The sequence below is a fragment of the Acinetobacter sp. YH12155 genome (genome assembly GCF_013418255.1).
Taxonomy (GTDB): Bacteria; Pseudomonadota; Gammaproteobacteria; order Pseudomonadales; family Moraxellaceae; genus Acinetobacter; species Acinetobacter indicus.
This window is the reverse complement of sequence record NZ_VPCK01000005.1, coordinates 169,978-184,996: the sequence shown is the minus strand read 5'-3', so window position 1 is coordinate 184,996 and position 15,019 is coordinate 169,978. Positions and strand designations below refer to the sequence as shown.

The 15,019-nt window shown below is 38.8% G+C and carries 10 protein-coding genes and 1 pseudogene; 2 read left to right on the top strand and 9 right to left on the bottom strand.

The features are described from left to right. Positions 1-70 precede the first annotated feature (70 nt). The 9 genes and pseudogenes from FTU86_RS05025 to FTU86_RS04985 all read right to left on the bottom strand — a co-directional run bounded on the left by FTU86_RS05025 (position 71) and on the right by FTU86_RS04985 (position 11,888). On the bottom strand, positions 71-3,223 hold the full coding sequence (locus FTU86_RS05025; RefSeq protein ID WP_216076614.1) for an Eco57I restriction-modification methylase domain-containing protein: 3,153 nt from the start codon (positions 3,221-3,223) through the stop codon (positions 71-73). A gap of 139 nt (positions 3,224-3,362) precedes the next feature. Continuing rightward, positions 3,363-3,791 carry a hypothetical protein gene (locus FTU86_RS05020; protein WP_168398063.1) on the bottom strand — a complete coding sequence of 143 codons (429 nt, stop codon included), beginning with the start codon at positions 3,789-3,791 and terminating at the stop codon, positions 3,363-3,365. Beyond that, positions 3,784-5,745 (bottom strand): hypothetical protein, encoded by a 1,962-nt coding sequence (locus tag FTU86_RS05015; RefSeq protein ID WP_180048260.1) that lies wholly within the window; start codon positions 5,743-5,745, stop codon positions 3,784-3,786. Before FTU86_RS05015 ends, FTU86_RS05020 begins: the two co-directional genes overlap by 8 nt. Next, positions 5,742-7,727 carry a hypothetical protein gene (locus FTU86_RS05010; protein ID WP_168398065.1) on the bottom strand — a complete coding sequence of 662 codons (1,986 nt, stop codon included), beginning with the start codon at positions 7,725-7,727 and terminating at the stop codon, positions 5,742-5,744. Before FTU86_RS05010 ends, FTU86_RS05015 begins: the two co-directional genes overlap by 4 nt. Next, positions 7,714-9,093 carry a site-specific integrase gene (locus FTU86_RS05005; protein WP_168398066.1) on the bottom strand — a complete coding sequence of 460 codons (1,380 nt, stop codon included), beginning with the start codon at positions 9,091-9,093 and terminating at the stop codon, positions 7,714-7,716. Before FTU86_RS05005 ends, FTU86_RS05010 begins: the two co-directional genes overlap by 14 nt. Before the next feature lie 116 nt (positions 9,094-9,209). Continuing rightward, a pseudogene (locus tag FTU86_RS05000) lies at positions 9,210-9,680 on the bottom strand (SPFH domain-containing protein); the annotation flags it as partial. 10 nt (positions 9,681-9,690) lie between these two features. Beyond that, on the bottom strand, positions 9,691-10,170 hold the full coding sequence (locus tag FTU86_RS04995) for an NfeD family protein (protein ID WP_005176030.1): 480 nt from the start codon (positions 10,168-10,170) through the stop codon (positions 9,691-9,693). Positions 10,171-10,280: 110 nt separating this feature from the next. Beyond that, on the bottom strand, positions 10,281-11,198 hold the full coding sequence (locus FTU86_RS04990) for a patatin-like phospholipase family protein (RefSeq protein WP_005176032.1): 918 nt from the start codon (positions 11,196-11,198) through the stop codon (positions 10,281-10,283). Positions 11,199-11,261: 63 nt separating this feature from the next. Then, entirely contained in the window at positions 11,262-11,888 is a 627-nt protein-coding gene (locus FTU86_RS04985; RefSeq protein WP_168391039.1) for a 1-acyl-sn-glycerol-3-phosphate acyltransferase, read from the bottom strand. 154 nt (positions 11,889-12,042) lie between these two features. Here FTU86_RS04985 and FTU86_RS04980 point away from each other — a divergent pair, with 154 nt between their 5' ends. Beyond that, on the top strand, positions 12,043-13,299 hold the full coding sequence (locus FTU86_RS04980; RefSeq protein WP_180036402.1) for an MFS transporter: 1,257 nt from the start codon (positions 12,043-12,045) through the stop codon (positions 13,297-13,299). A gap of 920 nt (positions 13,300-14,219) precedes the next feature. Further along, positions 14,220-14,957 (top strand): carbonic anhydrase, encoded by a 738-nt coding sequence (locus FTU86_RS04975; RefSeq protein ID WP_168384059.1) that lies wholly within the window; start codon positions 14,220-14,222, stop codon positions 14,955-14,957. Positions 14,958-15,019 lie beyond the last annotated feature (62 nt).

The window sequence follows — 15,019 nt, the reverse complement described above, 5'->3', positions numbered from 1 at the left end:
TATCCCTTTAATAAAAATGTCCATGAAAAAATTTTCATGGACATAGTAATTGCTAGAAGCGTACTAACGGTTATGAATTTTCAATTACTCTAATTTCTTCTGAATTTAGCCCATAAAGCTCATAGACCATAGAATTGATTATTTGATTTACTTCCTCAATTCTTGCGTATAGTTCCTGAGCTTTTGTTTGTTCAGTCAAGAAGTAATCTTCCCATTCAGATTCTTCGGATAAGGAAAGCTTAACCTTCTTTTTGCGAAGCTGATCAATAAACTCATTAAACGTAAGAGAGTGCCAACTCTGCAAGTCTTTAGAAAAGTCAGTTAGGCTAAACTTTCTTTCTATTACTCGTAAGAATTTTAAGACCAAATCTTGTGCTTTTTTGTTCAACTCAAGGATTAGCTCTGTTTTTTCAATAAATGCCTGAGAGCTTGAAGGTGTTTCAGGCAAAGGAAATGGCTTAAGGTAATTTGTTTTAAAACGGAAAAAACCTCCACTGAGTTCAGTGCTCGTATTTTTTATGAAGAACCACATTAGTTCAGAGTTCAAAATTGCTAGATAGAATTTATCACTAACTGGAAACTTCTTATTTTTAATAAATGAGTAGATCGTTGTAGAGTGATAAAATTCGCCATTCGTGTCGTATGTCATGTTACAACCGAATGAAATTTCTTGAGTCATGATTTTTGGATGTTCGACATTTGAGATGCCTTGATTTCGACTGAATAAAAACCATTCTTTGTCGTTGTTAAACCGTCCTTTTTCTCTCCCTCGTAAGAACCCCTCATTTTCAATAAAATACTGAGCAGCTAGAGGATATACAGATTGAATCCTATCAAAGCTCATAGGCACAGCTTTTCCATTTTCTATATTGTATGGAAATAAGATGTAGTTAGTCACAATAAAAGGTTGATACTTTGCAATTTGATTACCCTTAATTAAAGGCTTCATGAAGGAAAATTCTAATTCAACTTCCTTTTCGAGCATATCTGAAAAAAATAGTCCTACTTCCTTACTAATAGGTTTTATTAGTTTGAGAACAAAGAATTTATCTCCACCACTTGCAATTCCTTGGAAGATTTTATCAAATACATCAGCAACAGTATAAGGTTGTGATTTTAACTTTTGCATTACTTTATAAACGCTTTCGGATTGCAAATCCCAATTATCTTGGCTCAATAGACTATAATCCATTTGATCAAAATCAAAGGGTTCAGAAATTTTGAGGGGGTTAATCTTTTTAAAATAAATTTTTTCTTTTGGTTTTTTGTCTAAATTGATAATACAAGTATAGGTCGATGCATCTTCAAATACCAACTCAGAACCAAAGTGTAAAAGGCTTTCTACCGCTCTATTTTCAGCAAAAAATTTGCGGATACCAACACCAAACTCTGCAATTAAAAATTTATGTGGCAAGATGAACGATACAATACCGTTATTTTTAATTAGTTCTAGTGATTTCTCCATAAATAGGACATAAATATCATAGCTTGAAGTGGCTGAAACGTATTGTTTATTATAATACTCAACCATGTGAGGGTAAGAGTTTTGTAACCCTTGCATTCTGACATAAGGTGGGTTTCCAATAACTACATCGAATCCACCATTAGCAAAAACTTTTGGAAAACTCTCTTCCCAATTAAAAGCTAATTCACCTGCAACATCCTTATTACTAATTAAAGAGTTCCCTTTAAGGATGTTGCTACTAAGATTATTTAGTTTACGTTTAGGTTTGGCGGTTCTAAGCCAAAGTGAAAGCCTAGCTATTTCAACTGCCTCTTCATTAATGTCAACGCCAAATAAGTTGTTTTCTAGAATACTATTTTCAATATCGGGGAATATGAAACTAGAATTAGACATTCGGCTAGTTAATTCATCAATATATTCATGTTCTGCGATTAGAAAGTTTAATGCTTCATTTAGAAATGCACCTGAGCCACATGCAGGGTCGCAGATAGTAATTGATAGCAGCCAAGCTCTATATGATTCTAGGGCTTTAAGTCGTTGAGACTGTTGCTCAAATATTTTGCTATAGTTTTTGGATGATTTGGCAGGTATTTTTACATAGTTGTAATTTTCTTCAACTATGCCCATTTCATTCTTTTTATCCCGACATAACTTTCCAATTGTGTTGTTAATAATATATTTAGTAATGTAGGGTGGTGTATAAAATACTCCATCCTTTTTTCTTTTTGTGGTGGTTTTATCTAATTTTTCACCATTTAACTTAGCTCTAATTTCTTCAATTTCATTTAAAGAGTTCTCAAATATATTGCCTAAGATATTAACATCAATCTCGCTTGCGAAATCATAATCTGAAATCTTCTTGATGTGTTTGCTAAGAACAGTATCATTTATGATTAAGTTGTCTAATAATGTGTCAGCTCTAAATAGCCCCCCATTATATGCAAATATCTCAGTGTTTTCGTCAATATAGCCTTTATCTAAGAAGTTAAAATATTGTTTGAACTTATCGTAGAGGGGCATAAAGATTTTTAATTTTTTTGCTTCTGACCATTCATTTAAAATGTTTATTGAGAAGTTTGGTGGTAGTAATCCACGATCTTCCGCAAAAAATATAAATAAGAATCTATCTAGAAGCTTTTGTGATTTTTGGAAAAGTTCTAGTTCATCTATATTAGTATTGTTGTTAATTAAATCATAAAATAATTCTTTTTTAAATAAACTATAGTCTTTATATAATTGTTTAGAAATAGCTTCTTCTTGGCTTAAAGACTCATTTTTTATTTTAATAGGTAAGTCCGCTATAATTGAATTATGATTCAATAGCAAATATAAATATGAGAACTCACTTTTAGTAAGCGTGAATAAATTAAACTCTACGAAATCTACAGCATTATCAATATAAAATCTTAACTTCTCAAAAGTAGAGGTGATTACATATCTACAATACGGTTGATTATTTTTATAATTAAAAGCCTGCTCAGTGATTTTATTCAAATCTTTTAATTTTGAACTTTTTAACTCAATTACACCAATGGCATGACCATTCTTTAAAATAGCCCCATCAGCTTTTTTTGAACCAATTTGGTTTTTAAACTCTGTTGTAAGGTTATAGTCTGATTGAGGGTTTAAAGTAAATCCAAAAACATTTACAAATAAGTCTTGTAAGAATCCATATTGATAGTTCTCTTCTTTGTTGCTTTTAATATTCTCTTGAATAGTTGGGTCTTGGAAGTGTTTTTTGAAATTATCCCAACTCATGTTAAGACTACGATCATCTAACGATTTTAGATATTTCTTTAGGATGATTGGTTGGTATAATGACATCTTCATTGCCCCGAATGATAACTATATTGTTAATTCAAAATTGAAAAATATTGCTTAAAATTATATATGTAATTTATAATTTGCTGAATTTAATTACATAAGCATTTAAAGCTTGTTTAGCTTCGTTCAATTGCTGTTGCAACAAATGGTTATGATAGATCAGAGAATTATTCTCTTGTAATTTAATCATATATAGATTTTCCAAAGTGGCAAGTTCCGCCTTTAACACTTGGATTTTCTCTTTTTCAGTCTTTTTTAGCACTTTTTTATTTGCACCAATCTCCTTTGCAGTAGCTTTGCCAGTACGAATTTGCTCTGCTTCTTTGATTTTGATAAGAAGACTAGCTAATTCAGGGCGTTGTTTATTTACAGAACCTCTTTTAAGTCCTGCTTCTAATGCTACAGCATCATTATTTATTCTATAAGGCGGTTGCACTATCAAGGTCTTACCATCTATAAGCCTTTGCAGTGCTGCTTCGAGTTTTTCAACTGCTTTAGACATTTTTTGTGACCTCAATCAATGTAATTCGTTTCTCTAGAACTTTATCTATAGATTCAATTTCTATCCGCAACTGATCATGGAAGTAGTTTCCTGACTCGTATTTAGATAGTTGTTTTGCTAAAGCATTTTTTACGATCTCAAGTTTTTTAACTGAGGAGTGATCAAATACAGCATTGTCACACGTTACACATGCTGTTGTATAAGCGAAACCTAGACGATCACAATTAGTATCGAGAGTGCATCCTCCAAGCGGAGTTTCTTTGTAGTGTAACTGACCTGCTTTAATTAATTTTTCAGTATTTTTTCTATCTGAATATAGATTCCTTAATTTGCCTTTTTGAGTTTCTAAACTTGTTCCTCTAATCCCAAATAAAACATCATCCTGTTCTAGAATATTTAAAAACAGATCAGTGGTGTGCTCTAATCTTTCGTTATTAAACTCATTAATTAAATCAGGCTCGAAGATATAATTGGTGCTATCAACCGCATTATTTCCATAATGTAGAGTCATGTCATAACTGATGTGTTGAAGTTGTTTCTTCAAGGTTGGTACTTTCACTAATCCACTCCTAATAGAATAGACTGTTAGCGTTCTTCTAAACTGGTGAGTTTTAAAACGCCATGATTTCCCAATTTGTAAATCCTCATAGTCATCCCAATCTTCTAAAGGATTAAATGCATATAATTCATCTAAGTCTTCCTGAGTAAATGGTTTTGGATTTAGTAGGCGCTCAACCCAATTATTCATTGCTTGATATACTTCTGATACAGGTATCCCATATCTAGGCTGTTCTTTGCCAGCAAATGAGAACGAGGGGAATAGTGGATAGTTTTCAAGTTCTAAAATATTAAGGTCTGGTCGTCTAAGTTTTGATGGAGCAATAAATTTTTTGTATTCATAGTAGCTTTTATGAATTTCACAAATTACACGTAAGCATTCAACAGCTTTCCCAATAGCACTACTTGTAATCCATGTTGTAGTTCTAAGTCCTGAAACTGTCTTTTTGCTTGTAAGCCCGTTTAGAACATGAATCTCTTGACCATTATAAGTGGTGGTTGTGTAAGCATTTATTGGAAGGTTCTGCATTTCACTGATACGCATACCACTGAAACACATAATCATCATCCCCGCTATGCACTGGAAATGTGAATACAGGGATTTAAAAAGAAATTGCTTTTCTATTCCAAGAGTCTTAAAAAGCTTTTCTAATTTATAACGTGATACTAGATTTTTGAATCCATCCGCATCAAATTCACCTTGAAAATACTCTAGGCTAAATTGTTTAATTTGTTCTATTTGAGAATGATATTGATCAATATAATCTAAGCTTTTGGTAATAATATCAGCATAGATTCTTGTTGGAATTAAAATGGTTTGTTTAGAGTCTGAATCTAAGTCATTCACTATTTTCTCTATTTTCTTAAGGTCTTTATCAGCAAGACCAAAGTTTTCAATTTTGTACTTGAGCTTCGTGTCATTGATTTTATGAAGCTCTTTCAGGTACGTCACTGCTGATCTTTTATTTAGAGCACAGAGATATGTAATCAACTCTTCTACGGCTTCTTTGCACAACCGCATATTGCTAAAATTACATTCATGTTTAAGACAGATATTGGCTATCTTTTTGAGTCTTTGACCTAATTTAATTAATACATTGATTAGTCGTGCAGAACTCCTTTGTTGTGCATCCATCATAACTGAGTAAAGTACCAGTTTAATCTGTTCGATTAAGATTTTTGCAGTTTCAGAATTATTATCTAGCTTAAATATAACTCTTGAGGATGATTGTTTTTTATAGGCATATCCCATTAAATCCCACTCACTGTCCTTATATCTAGACAATGGATTACCTTCATTATCAAATGAAATGATAAAGTCAGGCTGAGGAAGCGAGTTAAAATCACAGTCATTAACAACAGTTAAAAGATGATTTTCAAATTGCTGTTCAATCATGAGTAATCCATTAATTCAGTTATCAAGTCTATTTGTTCTTGCCAATATTCAGCATAATTACCGTCATCAATATCTTTCTGTGCAGATTTAATGATCTCGGCTGTTTCAGGGTATTTATCTACTGTTTGTTCTAAGATTTCATCAATTCTGTATCTGATATAAAGAACTTCATCTTCCTTATTTCTATTGATGGATAAGAAAGTCATTTCTTTAAGAGAAAGTAGCTTTTGAATATCAATATAATCTGCATGAAGAGTATATTTGTCACAGAAAAGGCATGATGTAGGATTGCTACAAGTTGGTTGACTGATATTCTTAAATCCAGTATCTAACTGAGGTTTCTGAACACTACTACATTGCCCTATAGGAGTCGCCTGAGTACCTTCTACTTCCTTAATACTGATCTTTACAGGTACAGGTTTGTTAGTAACCCTTATTCTTTGATAAGAAGCTTTATAGACCGCATTGAAGTATTCGTCCATTTGGTTGTAAAACTGCTCAGGAGTAGCTTCTGTATAAGCATGTTCCGTTGTTTTTGGGAGATTTCCTAGCTTTTCAGCAGTTACTACAGAGCTATTAGAATTTTCATTAAAGTAGTTAGATATAGATGCTCTTGTAGTTGATGCGGATAAAAATCTTATACTTGGGAACTTTGCTTTAAACCAAGTCTGATATGCACATCTGTAATGCTCAACTTTGTATGGAGAAACAAATCTAGTAACTTGATCTTCTGACTTTCTTTCCTGCTCGCTAATTGAAAATAACAGCAATGATGGTTCAAATTCAGAATCAGTAGGCAAGTTATTTAAAACCCATTCTCTAAACTCAAGAAATTCTTTGTTAATAGATTTAAAAGTCAGAGTAAAACTTACAGGGATTGGGTCGCCTTTCGCTGATCTAGGTTTAATTAAATATGTACGTTGTGTCTTGTTTGTTGCTATAGGGTTGTTGAAACTATCTGTTCTCAATTGAGAAACTAAAGTTGGATTTATAGAGCTATCGCAGAATATACAACCTGCAAAGGCATTTACTGCCTTATTAATTAACCTAATTCTAAAAAGGTTAAAGGCTTTATTTCTGTCCTCATAGACTGCTTTATATTTCTCATAGATTGGTATGAGTCTTTCATCTCTGAGAGGTTTTTTGATTACTACATATCTAGCTTTGGCTTGCTCATAATCAAGAAATTTACCATTTTCATCTACAAACATATCGTAGTAATCACTATTTCTATTAGTGTGTGATTCTACGCAACGAATACCTAATTTCTTATCTTCAATGATTAATGGGAAGACCTTGTTTTCCATTAGAAAGGCTTTAATCTTTCTAAAAGCTAAGAGGTTAGCCCTTGAGAAGTTTTTAAGATCATTTTTGCCTACTGGCGGTCTGTGATTATTCTTTTGAAGAGGTACTTGCCAAGCAAGTTTTCTAATTTTGGTCTTATCAATGTCTAGATTAAAACCAATTAGATCGGCAAGTAGAGATTGATTTGTATAAAAAACATTTGTTGTATTCTCATTCTTTAATTCGTGTTGGAAATCTAAATATAACTTCTCTGAATATTTTTTATATAGTTCAAGTTGTGATTGTTCATCACTCCAATTCTGCTCAATATTTAAACCATCTAGTTCTTTATATAATTTGACTAATTGGAATAAAACGCCCTTGATTGTTGAGTGAGTAGCACCTCCAACTAAACGGTATTTTATATAGCGTTGAGTTAAATCAAGATTAGACCTATCTCTTAATGTACTACTTAGAGGTGATACAATGTGCCTAGTACGATTATAGCCTTTTATCCCTTTGCTTTGATATTCTTTGTAGCTAAGTTTGGCACAGTCAAATTTCATGGTTTGATTGGAAATATTGAGCACCAATATAATATTTTGAAAGGGTACAGTTTTATTATCAAAAAACTCATTGAGAGTCATATATACCAACTCTCGTTTTTCATTAAACGCAACGATATTATTCAATTTCATCCCCCTCCTCATTATTGAGGTCTATATCTCCATACAGCATATTTTCAAACTTTTGGTTGGTACTTAGGCTCAGCTCTTCATAACCTGCAAACTGCATATATATGTGAGTGGTTTCAATATTCTTATGACCCATACGTTGTTTGAGATAGAGCATCGCTTGATCAGGTGGACAATTCTGTTTGAGTAATTTACGAAGTAGGTTTAAGCCAAATGTTGCCCTAAAATCATGGAATGAGAAATGTCGAATATCCTCATTATTGACCTTCATTTCATTTTGGAGCTTTCTTAATAATTCACGTACAGCACCACCTATTTGCAGAGAATATTTCTTATCCAAAGAGTGATCTTGTTTCCTTAGAATTTTCTCTACTCTAGAGGTATAGAAAGGATTTCCATATCTAGTTAGAAATACATAATTTTCATCCGATACCCCATAAAAACTCAATTCGGCTCTTTGCATCCACTCTTCTGAATGAACGTAATTCCATAAGCTTTCAACCATAGGCACAGGTATTCGTAATGAATATACAGCCCCATCTTTAGTGTCAATTGTTTTACCAACTTTTATGGAATAGGTGTTGTCGTTTGAATTGATTTTGCCGTTTCTTTTAAGGTCTAAGATATGGTGTTTTTTAATCGTGCATACTGTTTGTAGTCTAGCGCCAGTATGAAGAGCAAAAGCACACATCAAGTAAAGTTCCACTGGAGCTTTCTTTAAATATTTATCAAGAATCTTTTGTTCAGAAACAGCCAAGGGATGAAGGCGACCACCATCAATAATTTCATCAGAAGTAACGGTTCTACTTTTTACTTTAATAGCTAAATCTGTGGTTTCAACTTCTTTAGTATGTCGATCTCCAAATTGACTCTTTTGTGTAATACGTGTCAGTAAGGTTTTATAGGCACGATCTTTTATGTGGTCGCCAAATAACTTGTGATCAATGCAGAATTTATAAAGTTTAATAACATTTCTCATTGATTCACTGGCATAAGAACTTGAGTAAGCACCACTATCAATTTGCTCATGCAGATATTTAAAGTACAAATATGTAGGACGTTTTTCTTGTTCAAATGGAAAGACATCAAAAGGTAATGAGTTTTCTTCTAAAAATCGTAAGTAGTTTTTAAGGTGGTTTGCACGATTAACGATAGTTTCTGAATCTTTATTTTGGGTAATAAGTAGGTCTTGAAAGTAGATTGATGCTATCTGCCATGTTTCCCCATTGCTTTTAATAATTATTGGAAATCTATCAGCTTTGAAGTCATCTACAGTATAGAAGGATGCTGTTTTGTGATCATAGCGTTGAGGTCGGAAGTCTTTAATTAATTTAACTTCTGCTGTTGAAGTTTGAAAGCTAGATTGCATTGTACTTTCGACCCATTTAACCACATAAGTCTATTATACATTTCTATTCTATAAATTCTATATTTTGTTCTATATTTTTTGGTGTTGTGTGGATTTCTATATTATTGGTGTTGTGTGAGGGTAATACCCCAGTCCGCAATATCATCTGAAATCGAGGCTTTTAAACGTGCCTTAATATGGTCACGTGAGGACAGCGCATCATCCAGATCCATTTCACCGACAATAGAACGCAACGAGGTTTGTACCAGGTTCTGAATGGCCCAAGAATAGTTTTCAATCCCGTACACCGCTTTTTCTGGCGTGGTCAGGTTAATGTAGGCCACCGCGTTCATCAGCAGGACGGCGTTATCGCGGCTGATGACTTCCTGAGATGGAATGTCCAGCACAATGTCTTTGGTGGTGACTTTATAGGCCACTTCATCGACATAGGGAATTACGAAGTTCAGACCCGGACTTAGGGTGGTGTGGTATTTACCCAAACGTTGCACAATCCATTTATAGCCTTGTGGAACAATACGCACCCCTTTAAAAATGGTGATGGCCACAAAGGCCAGCAGGGCTAAAACAATAATGGAGCCAGCATTCATTTTATATTACTCACTGTTTTTCGTTGTCATTCTGCAGGCTATGCAACTGCACAACCAGATCATTGCCAAGAATATCGACCACACGCACACGATCACCGACCTGCACCGGACTTAGAGTGCGGCAGTTCCATTCATCAGAACCGAGCACCGGCATCGGAAAACGGACTTTGACTTCGTCATGCTCCAGATTGGTCTGGATGACCATACCAATCTGGCCGATGGTGGCTTCCCGTGACAGGCCGGCTTTGGTTTTATCAATCGACAGTGGTTTAATAAATTTAAACCAGAGCAGGGTACACAGCACCGATAAAATGATCCACATCACCAGCTGCGTGGTGGTGCCCATCATCGGGAACAGCAGATATAAAACGCCCACCATCAGCGCGCCCACGCCAAACCAGAGCGCAGCAAAAGCCGGCAGCAGCAGCTCGGAAAGAATCAGCAAAATGCCTAAAACAAACCAGTGCCAAGGTTCAAGAACAAATTCCATACATCGACTCGTCGCGAATGATTGTAAAAAGAATCATTGATATAGATCAATCTGTATGCTGTTCAATGTAGCAGATGAGAACCGACTTGGATATGAAAAAATCCCCGATGTTAAAATTTGGCTTTGGGTGGTGGTGCCAAAGCGGCCGGAGATTTTTTAAAATCGCTGATGGCTTTTTCAATGGCGCGGATTTTCAGCTGGGCAGCTTTTTCACCTTCTAAAATGGTCTGGTTGCTGGCTTTTAAATCCAGTGTACCAATATGACCAACTTTAGGCTGAATCACCACATTGGCCTGGCGCAGTTCTTCATGAATACTCTGCTGGCCCATAATGTTGATGGTCTGATCGAGCAGGCCCCACATATTCATAGGCGTATTGCCGGTTGGACGCGCGGAAATATCCACTGCAATGACCAGATCGGCGCCCATATCTTTGGCGGTTTTGACCGGAATCGGGCTGACCAGACCGCCATCGACATATTTGGTGCCGCCAATAGTCGCCGGCACAAACACATTCGGAATACTGCAGGAGGCACGTACCGCCTGACCGGCATTGCCTTTAATAAAGTCGGCTTTACGGCCATTGTCCAGACGGGTGGCGACCGCAGCAAAGCGGATCGGGAACTGCTGGATGGCTTTGTTACCGACCTGCTGATTGACATAGTCCTGTAGTTTCTGGCCCAGTACAAAGCCCTGACGGTTCAGGGTTAAATCGCGAATATCGGATTCTTTAAAGTTCAGGGCCAGTTGCTGTAACTGATACGGTGATTTACCGCTGGCATACAGACTGCCGACAAAACTGCCGGCACTGGTGCCGGTTACAATTTTCGGTTTAATGCCGTGTGATTCTAAAACTTTCAGTACGCCAATATGGGCAAAACCTTTGGCACCACCACCCCCTAAGGCAATGGCCACCACCGGTTCACGCGCCTGAATGGGCGTCGGAGTCACTGGGGTTTGTACCGCCCGATCACAGCCGGAAAGTGCCAGCAATAACAGGCCGGCGGTCGAAAATTGCAGTAATTTCATGATTCGATAGGAGATTAATTCAACAAAATATGCGCACATCTCAGCAAAAAAATACGGTTTTGGCTAGTCTTTGGGCCAGCGTTTTTGTAACGGCTTGGCCAGCCAGTGCGGATTTTTGGCAGAAAACTTGCCTTCATAATGCTGATAAATCGCGTCTAAATCCTGTTCATAATGCCCAGTCGGATGAAACACACCAAGAATATGAATGGTCTTATGCGCATAATCAAAAGAGAACATCACAATCGGAATTTGTGCGCCATAGGCAATATGATAAAAACCGCTGCGAATCTGCTCGGCCTGTTTGCGCGTGCCTTCCGGCGCCATCCCGACCCAGATCTGTTCACGTTGCCGGATAATTTCAATAATCTGCTGGGTATGGCCCTGCGGCGCATGGCGAATTACCGGCACCACCCCAATCCACTCCAGCAGCGGTTTTAACGGTGTATTAAACAGGGTATGTTTGCCAAAAATAGTGACTTTTAGCCCCAGTCCGAGCAAAGCAGCGAAGCCATGCCAGGCATCAATATTGGAGGTATGCGGGGATATAATTGCCACCGCTTTGGGAAGGTTGGGAAATTCGCCTTTCAGCTGCCAGCCTTGGGCCAAAAAGAGCGATTTAAAAAAGCCTCGACTCAGGGCGCTGCCGCGGCCAGGCACCTGATCAGGTAAAATAGGAAATTGCTTGGTCATTGTTTTTATGTATTATCCTACTGAAACTCAGCCAAGTTTTACAAAATATTGCGACTTTATTCAATGAGGAAGCAGAGCAAAAATACGCTTTTGTTTGAGCAGTTTTGCCTGGAGCCATCCGCTTGGCCTGAAATAAAAAGGAATGTCCGCTGCTATGCTGAATCTTTATCTGTTGCTGTTTTCCCTGTATTGGGCGCAAGGTCTGCCGGTGGGCTTTATGACCCATGCCTTGCCGGTGATCTTACGGGCGCAAGGGGTATCGCTGGCGCATATTGGCGGTTTTGGCCTGTTAATGTTGCCCTGGTCGATTAAAATTTTCTGGGCGCCGTGGGTGGATCGCTTTGGCCGCAGCGCTCAGGGCCATTACCGTTCCTGGATTATTCCGACTCAGTTGCTGAGTGTCGTGGTGTTAATCGGGCTGTCATTTATCCCGATTCAGGCCCTGAATGAACCGCTGTATTTGTTTGGCTTTTTTGTCGGGCTGTTGCTGATGAATCTGGTTGGGGCCACGCAGGATATCGCCACCGATGGACTGGCGGTGAATATTTTAACTGGCCAGCAGCAGCACTGGGGCAATACCTTTCAGGTGATTGGTTCACGGCTGGGCTTTATTGTTGGTGGGGGCGCCATGCTCTGGGCTTTGGACTGGCTGCACTGGCAGGCCACGTTTCTGATGCTGGCACTGCTGGTATTTTTAAATACCTTGCCAATTTTACTGTATCGAGAACCGCAACATGCAGCCAAAACAGCGCAGAAGACCACGCCTTTTTCCTGGCAGGTCGTGCGCCAGTATCTGGGTTATTTTCGCCAGAGCCGCAGCTTGGCACTGTGGTTATGGGTGCTGCTCAGTTTTAAAATTGCCGATGGTCTGTCTGGCCCATTACTCAAACCGTTAATGGTCGATTTGGGCCTGAGCTTTTCCCAGATTGGTATTTATGTGACCATGCTGGGGGCGTTTGCCGCGTTACTGGGTGCAGGTGTGGCCGGCTTATTGCTCAGGGTGATGTCACGTGCTCAGGCTTTAGTGCTGTTTTCAGTGTTGAAAGTACTGGCTTTAGCCGCCTATAGCTGGCTGGCCTATCAGTATGAACAGCAGCAGGCGGTAGCACTGTGGCTGATTTATCTGATTAATGCGCTGGAAGATGGTATTTCGGCGATGCTGCTGGTGGTGATGCTCACTTTGGTGATGCACTATAGCCGCAAACAGCTGGCCGGCACCGATTTTACCTTTCAGGTGGCACTGATGGCTACTGTCAGTGGTGGGCTGTATAGCCTCAGCGGCATACTGGGCGATCAGCTTGGTTATGCACGCTATTTAATGATGATTAGCGGGATTGCGCTGCTGTGTCTGCTTCCGATTCTGGTCTGGGCCAGAAGCCTGCCAAAAGATGAGGCGCTTCAGCACAAATAAACCCTTAAAAAAGAAAAAAAGCGATCCTGGAGGGAATCGCTGGAGTCGTAACTGGTTTATAAAAAATAATGGCCTTCCACCTTGACCCACAGCCGTTTGCTGGATGAATAGTGGCTGTGCTGATGTTATGCAGTGAGGAGGGCACTTTCTTGGAATTGACCCTGAATATGGGCAGGGAGTGGTGTGCGATCCCGATGACAAGCAGTGTAGTGGCTGTTTATGACATATTTAAGACAGATACAGGCGCTGACGTGCAGACTGTCGAATTCCTGTTCAATCAACTCATAGATCGACGCTCCTGATCAGAAAGACTGACTTTTGAATAAGCAAGATACTCATCAGCTGGTTTGATTGAGTCACTTCGTTCTATAAGGAATCCTGTGATCAACTCGCCAATGACAAGTGGCGTTGGCCAAATCACAGCATCAATCATGCTTCATGCTGGTGCAGCTAAAATTCAAGGCCAATCCATCCTGGTAGAAAACTTAACATACCTAGTAAGACCGCGAAAATTCCATGCTGAAGCTGAGCTAAAAAATTGGCCAGCGCCAGCAAAATTACTGATCTATTTCTTCAATGCCTCATGTTGTTGCCGGTTGATTCCAGCAGAGTGTCATCAGTTTTATAAGTCGCTGATCCAGCAGCCAGAAAACTGTTAGTACCGGACTTATAAAAAAGCATCACCATCGAACTGGAAACCAATGTAGGTTTGGGTGGCAACGCCGTGATTGATCAGTACAACTTGATAAGTCGGAGAATCGAACAAGTCATTATCAGGCCATCAGGCTGAATTATAACGCTCAAAAACCGCTTTAATCAGATACAAAAGCAATAAACAGTTGGAAGATTTGGTTTTGTCCTGCCGGCGCAGGTTACGGATGATCAAGGCTCTTTTGATGATGTGTTTTCAAGGTTGAAGAATGAAACGGAGTATTTTTGCAGCGACTGCACTTTTGAGTATGAATATGGCTTTTGCTGCCGAGGGCAGTCATTTTGACTGGAGCTATGCGGCACAGACTGCGCCGGATAAATGGAGCCAGTTAAAACCGGAATATCAGGCCTGCGCTGGCATGAATCAGGCGCCCATTAATATTGCCCAGACCACACCGGCGCAGTTGCCGCCGTTAAAACTGAACTATGCGGCCAAGGCTAAAACCATTGTGAATAACCAGCGCACGGTTCAGGTCAATTTTGAACAGGGGAATCATTTGGAACTGGACCAGAAAGTCTTTGAGCTCAAGCAGTTCCATTTGCATAGTCCAAGTGAAAACACCATTCAGGGGCAAAGTTTTGCGATGGAGATGCATCTGGTACATGCCACACCTGCGGGTGAACTGGCGGTGCTGGCAATTATGTTTCAGGAAGGTCAGGAAAATCCGAAGCTGAAACAGCTGTGGCAGGAATTACCGCAGCAACCCGGTGAGGCCATTATTTTAAACCATCAGGATGTAGCCGCGGCATTTTTACCGGAGCAACGGGATTATTATCGTTTTAACGGCTCTTTAACCACGCCGCCGTGTACCGAAGGCGTGCGCTGGATTGTCTTCAAACAGATTCAGCAGGCCTCGAGACAGCAGATTCAGGCTTTTTCACAGCTGATGGAACATCCGAATAACCGGCCGGTACAGCCGACCAATGCGCGTCTGGTGCTGGAGTAATCGAATACGAAAAAAAAGCAGATCATCTGATCTGCTTCTTAATTTGGGATGTTTGGTTGTAT

What these genes read in the sequence shown, in the direction of transcription:
- FTU86_RS05010 (WP_168398065.1), bottom strand. Translation starts at nt 7,727, where the DNA reads ATGAAATTGAATAATATCGTTGCGTTTAATGAAAAACGAGAGTTGGTA.
- FTU86_RS04975 (WP_168384059.1), top strand. Translation starts at nt 14,220, where the DNA reads ATGAAACGGAGTATTTTTGCAGCGACTGCACTTTTGAGTATGAATATG.
- FTU86_RS04980 (WP_180036402.1), top strand. Translation starts at nt 12,043, where the DNA reads ATGCTGAATCTTTATCTGTTGCTGTTTTCCCTGTATTGGGCGCAAGGT.
- FTU86_RS05020 (WP_168398063.1), bottom strand. Translation starts at nt 3,791, where the DNA reads ATGTCTAAAGCAGTTGAAAAACTCGAAGCAGCACTGCAAAGGCTTATA.
- FTU86_RS05005 (WP_168398066.1), bottom strand. Translation starts at nt 9,093, where the DNA reads ATGCAATCTAGCTTTCAAACTTCAACAGCAGAAGTTAAATTAATTAAA.
- FTU86_RS04995 (WP_005176030.1), bottom strand. Translation starts at nt 10,170, where the DNA reads ATGGAATTTGTTCTTGAACCTTGGCACTGGTTTGTTTTAGGCATTTTG.
- FTU86_RS04985 (WP_168391039.1), bottom strand. Translation starts at nt 11,888, where the DNA reads ATGACCAAGCAATTTCCTATTTTACCTGATCAGGTGCCTGGCCGCGGC.
- FTU86_RS05015 (WP_180048260.1), bottom strand. Translation starts at nt 5,745, where the DNA reads ATGATTGAACAGCAATTTGAAAATCATCTTTTAACTGTTGTTAATGAC.
- FTU86_RS04990 (WP_005176032.1), bottom strand. Translation starts at nt 11,198, where the DNA reads ATGAAATTACTGCAATTTTCGACCGCCGGCCTGTTATTGCTGGCACTT.
- FTU86_RS05025 (WP_216076614.1), bottom strand. Translation starts at nt 3,223, where the DNA reads ATGAGTTGGGATAATTTCAAAAAACACTTCCAAGACCCAACTATTCAA.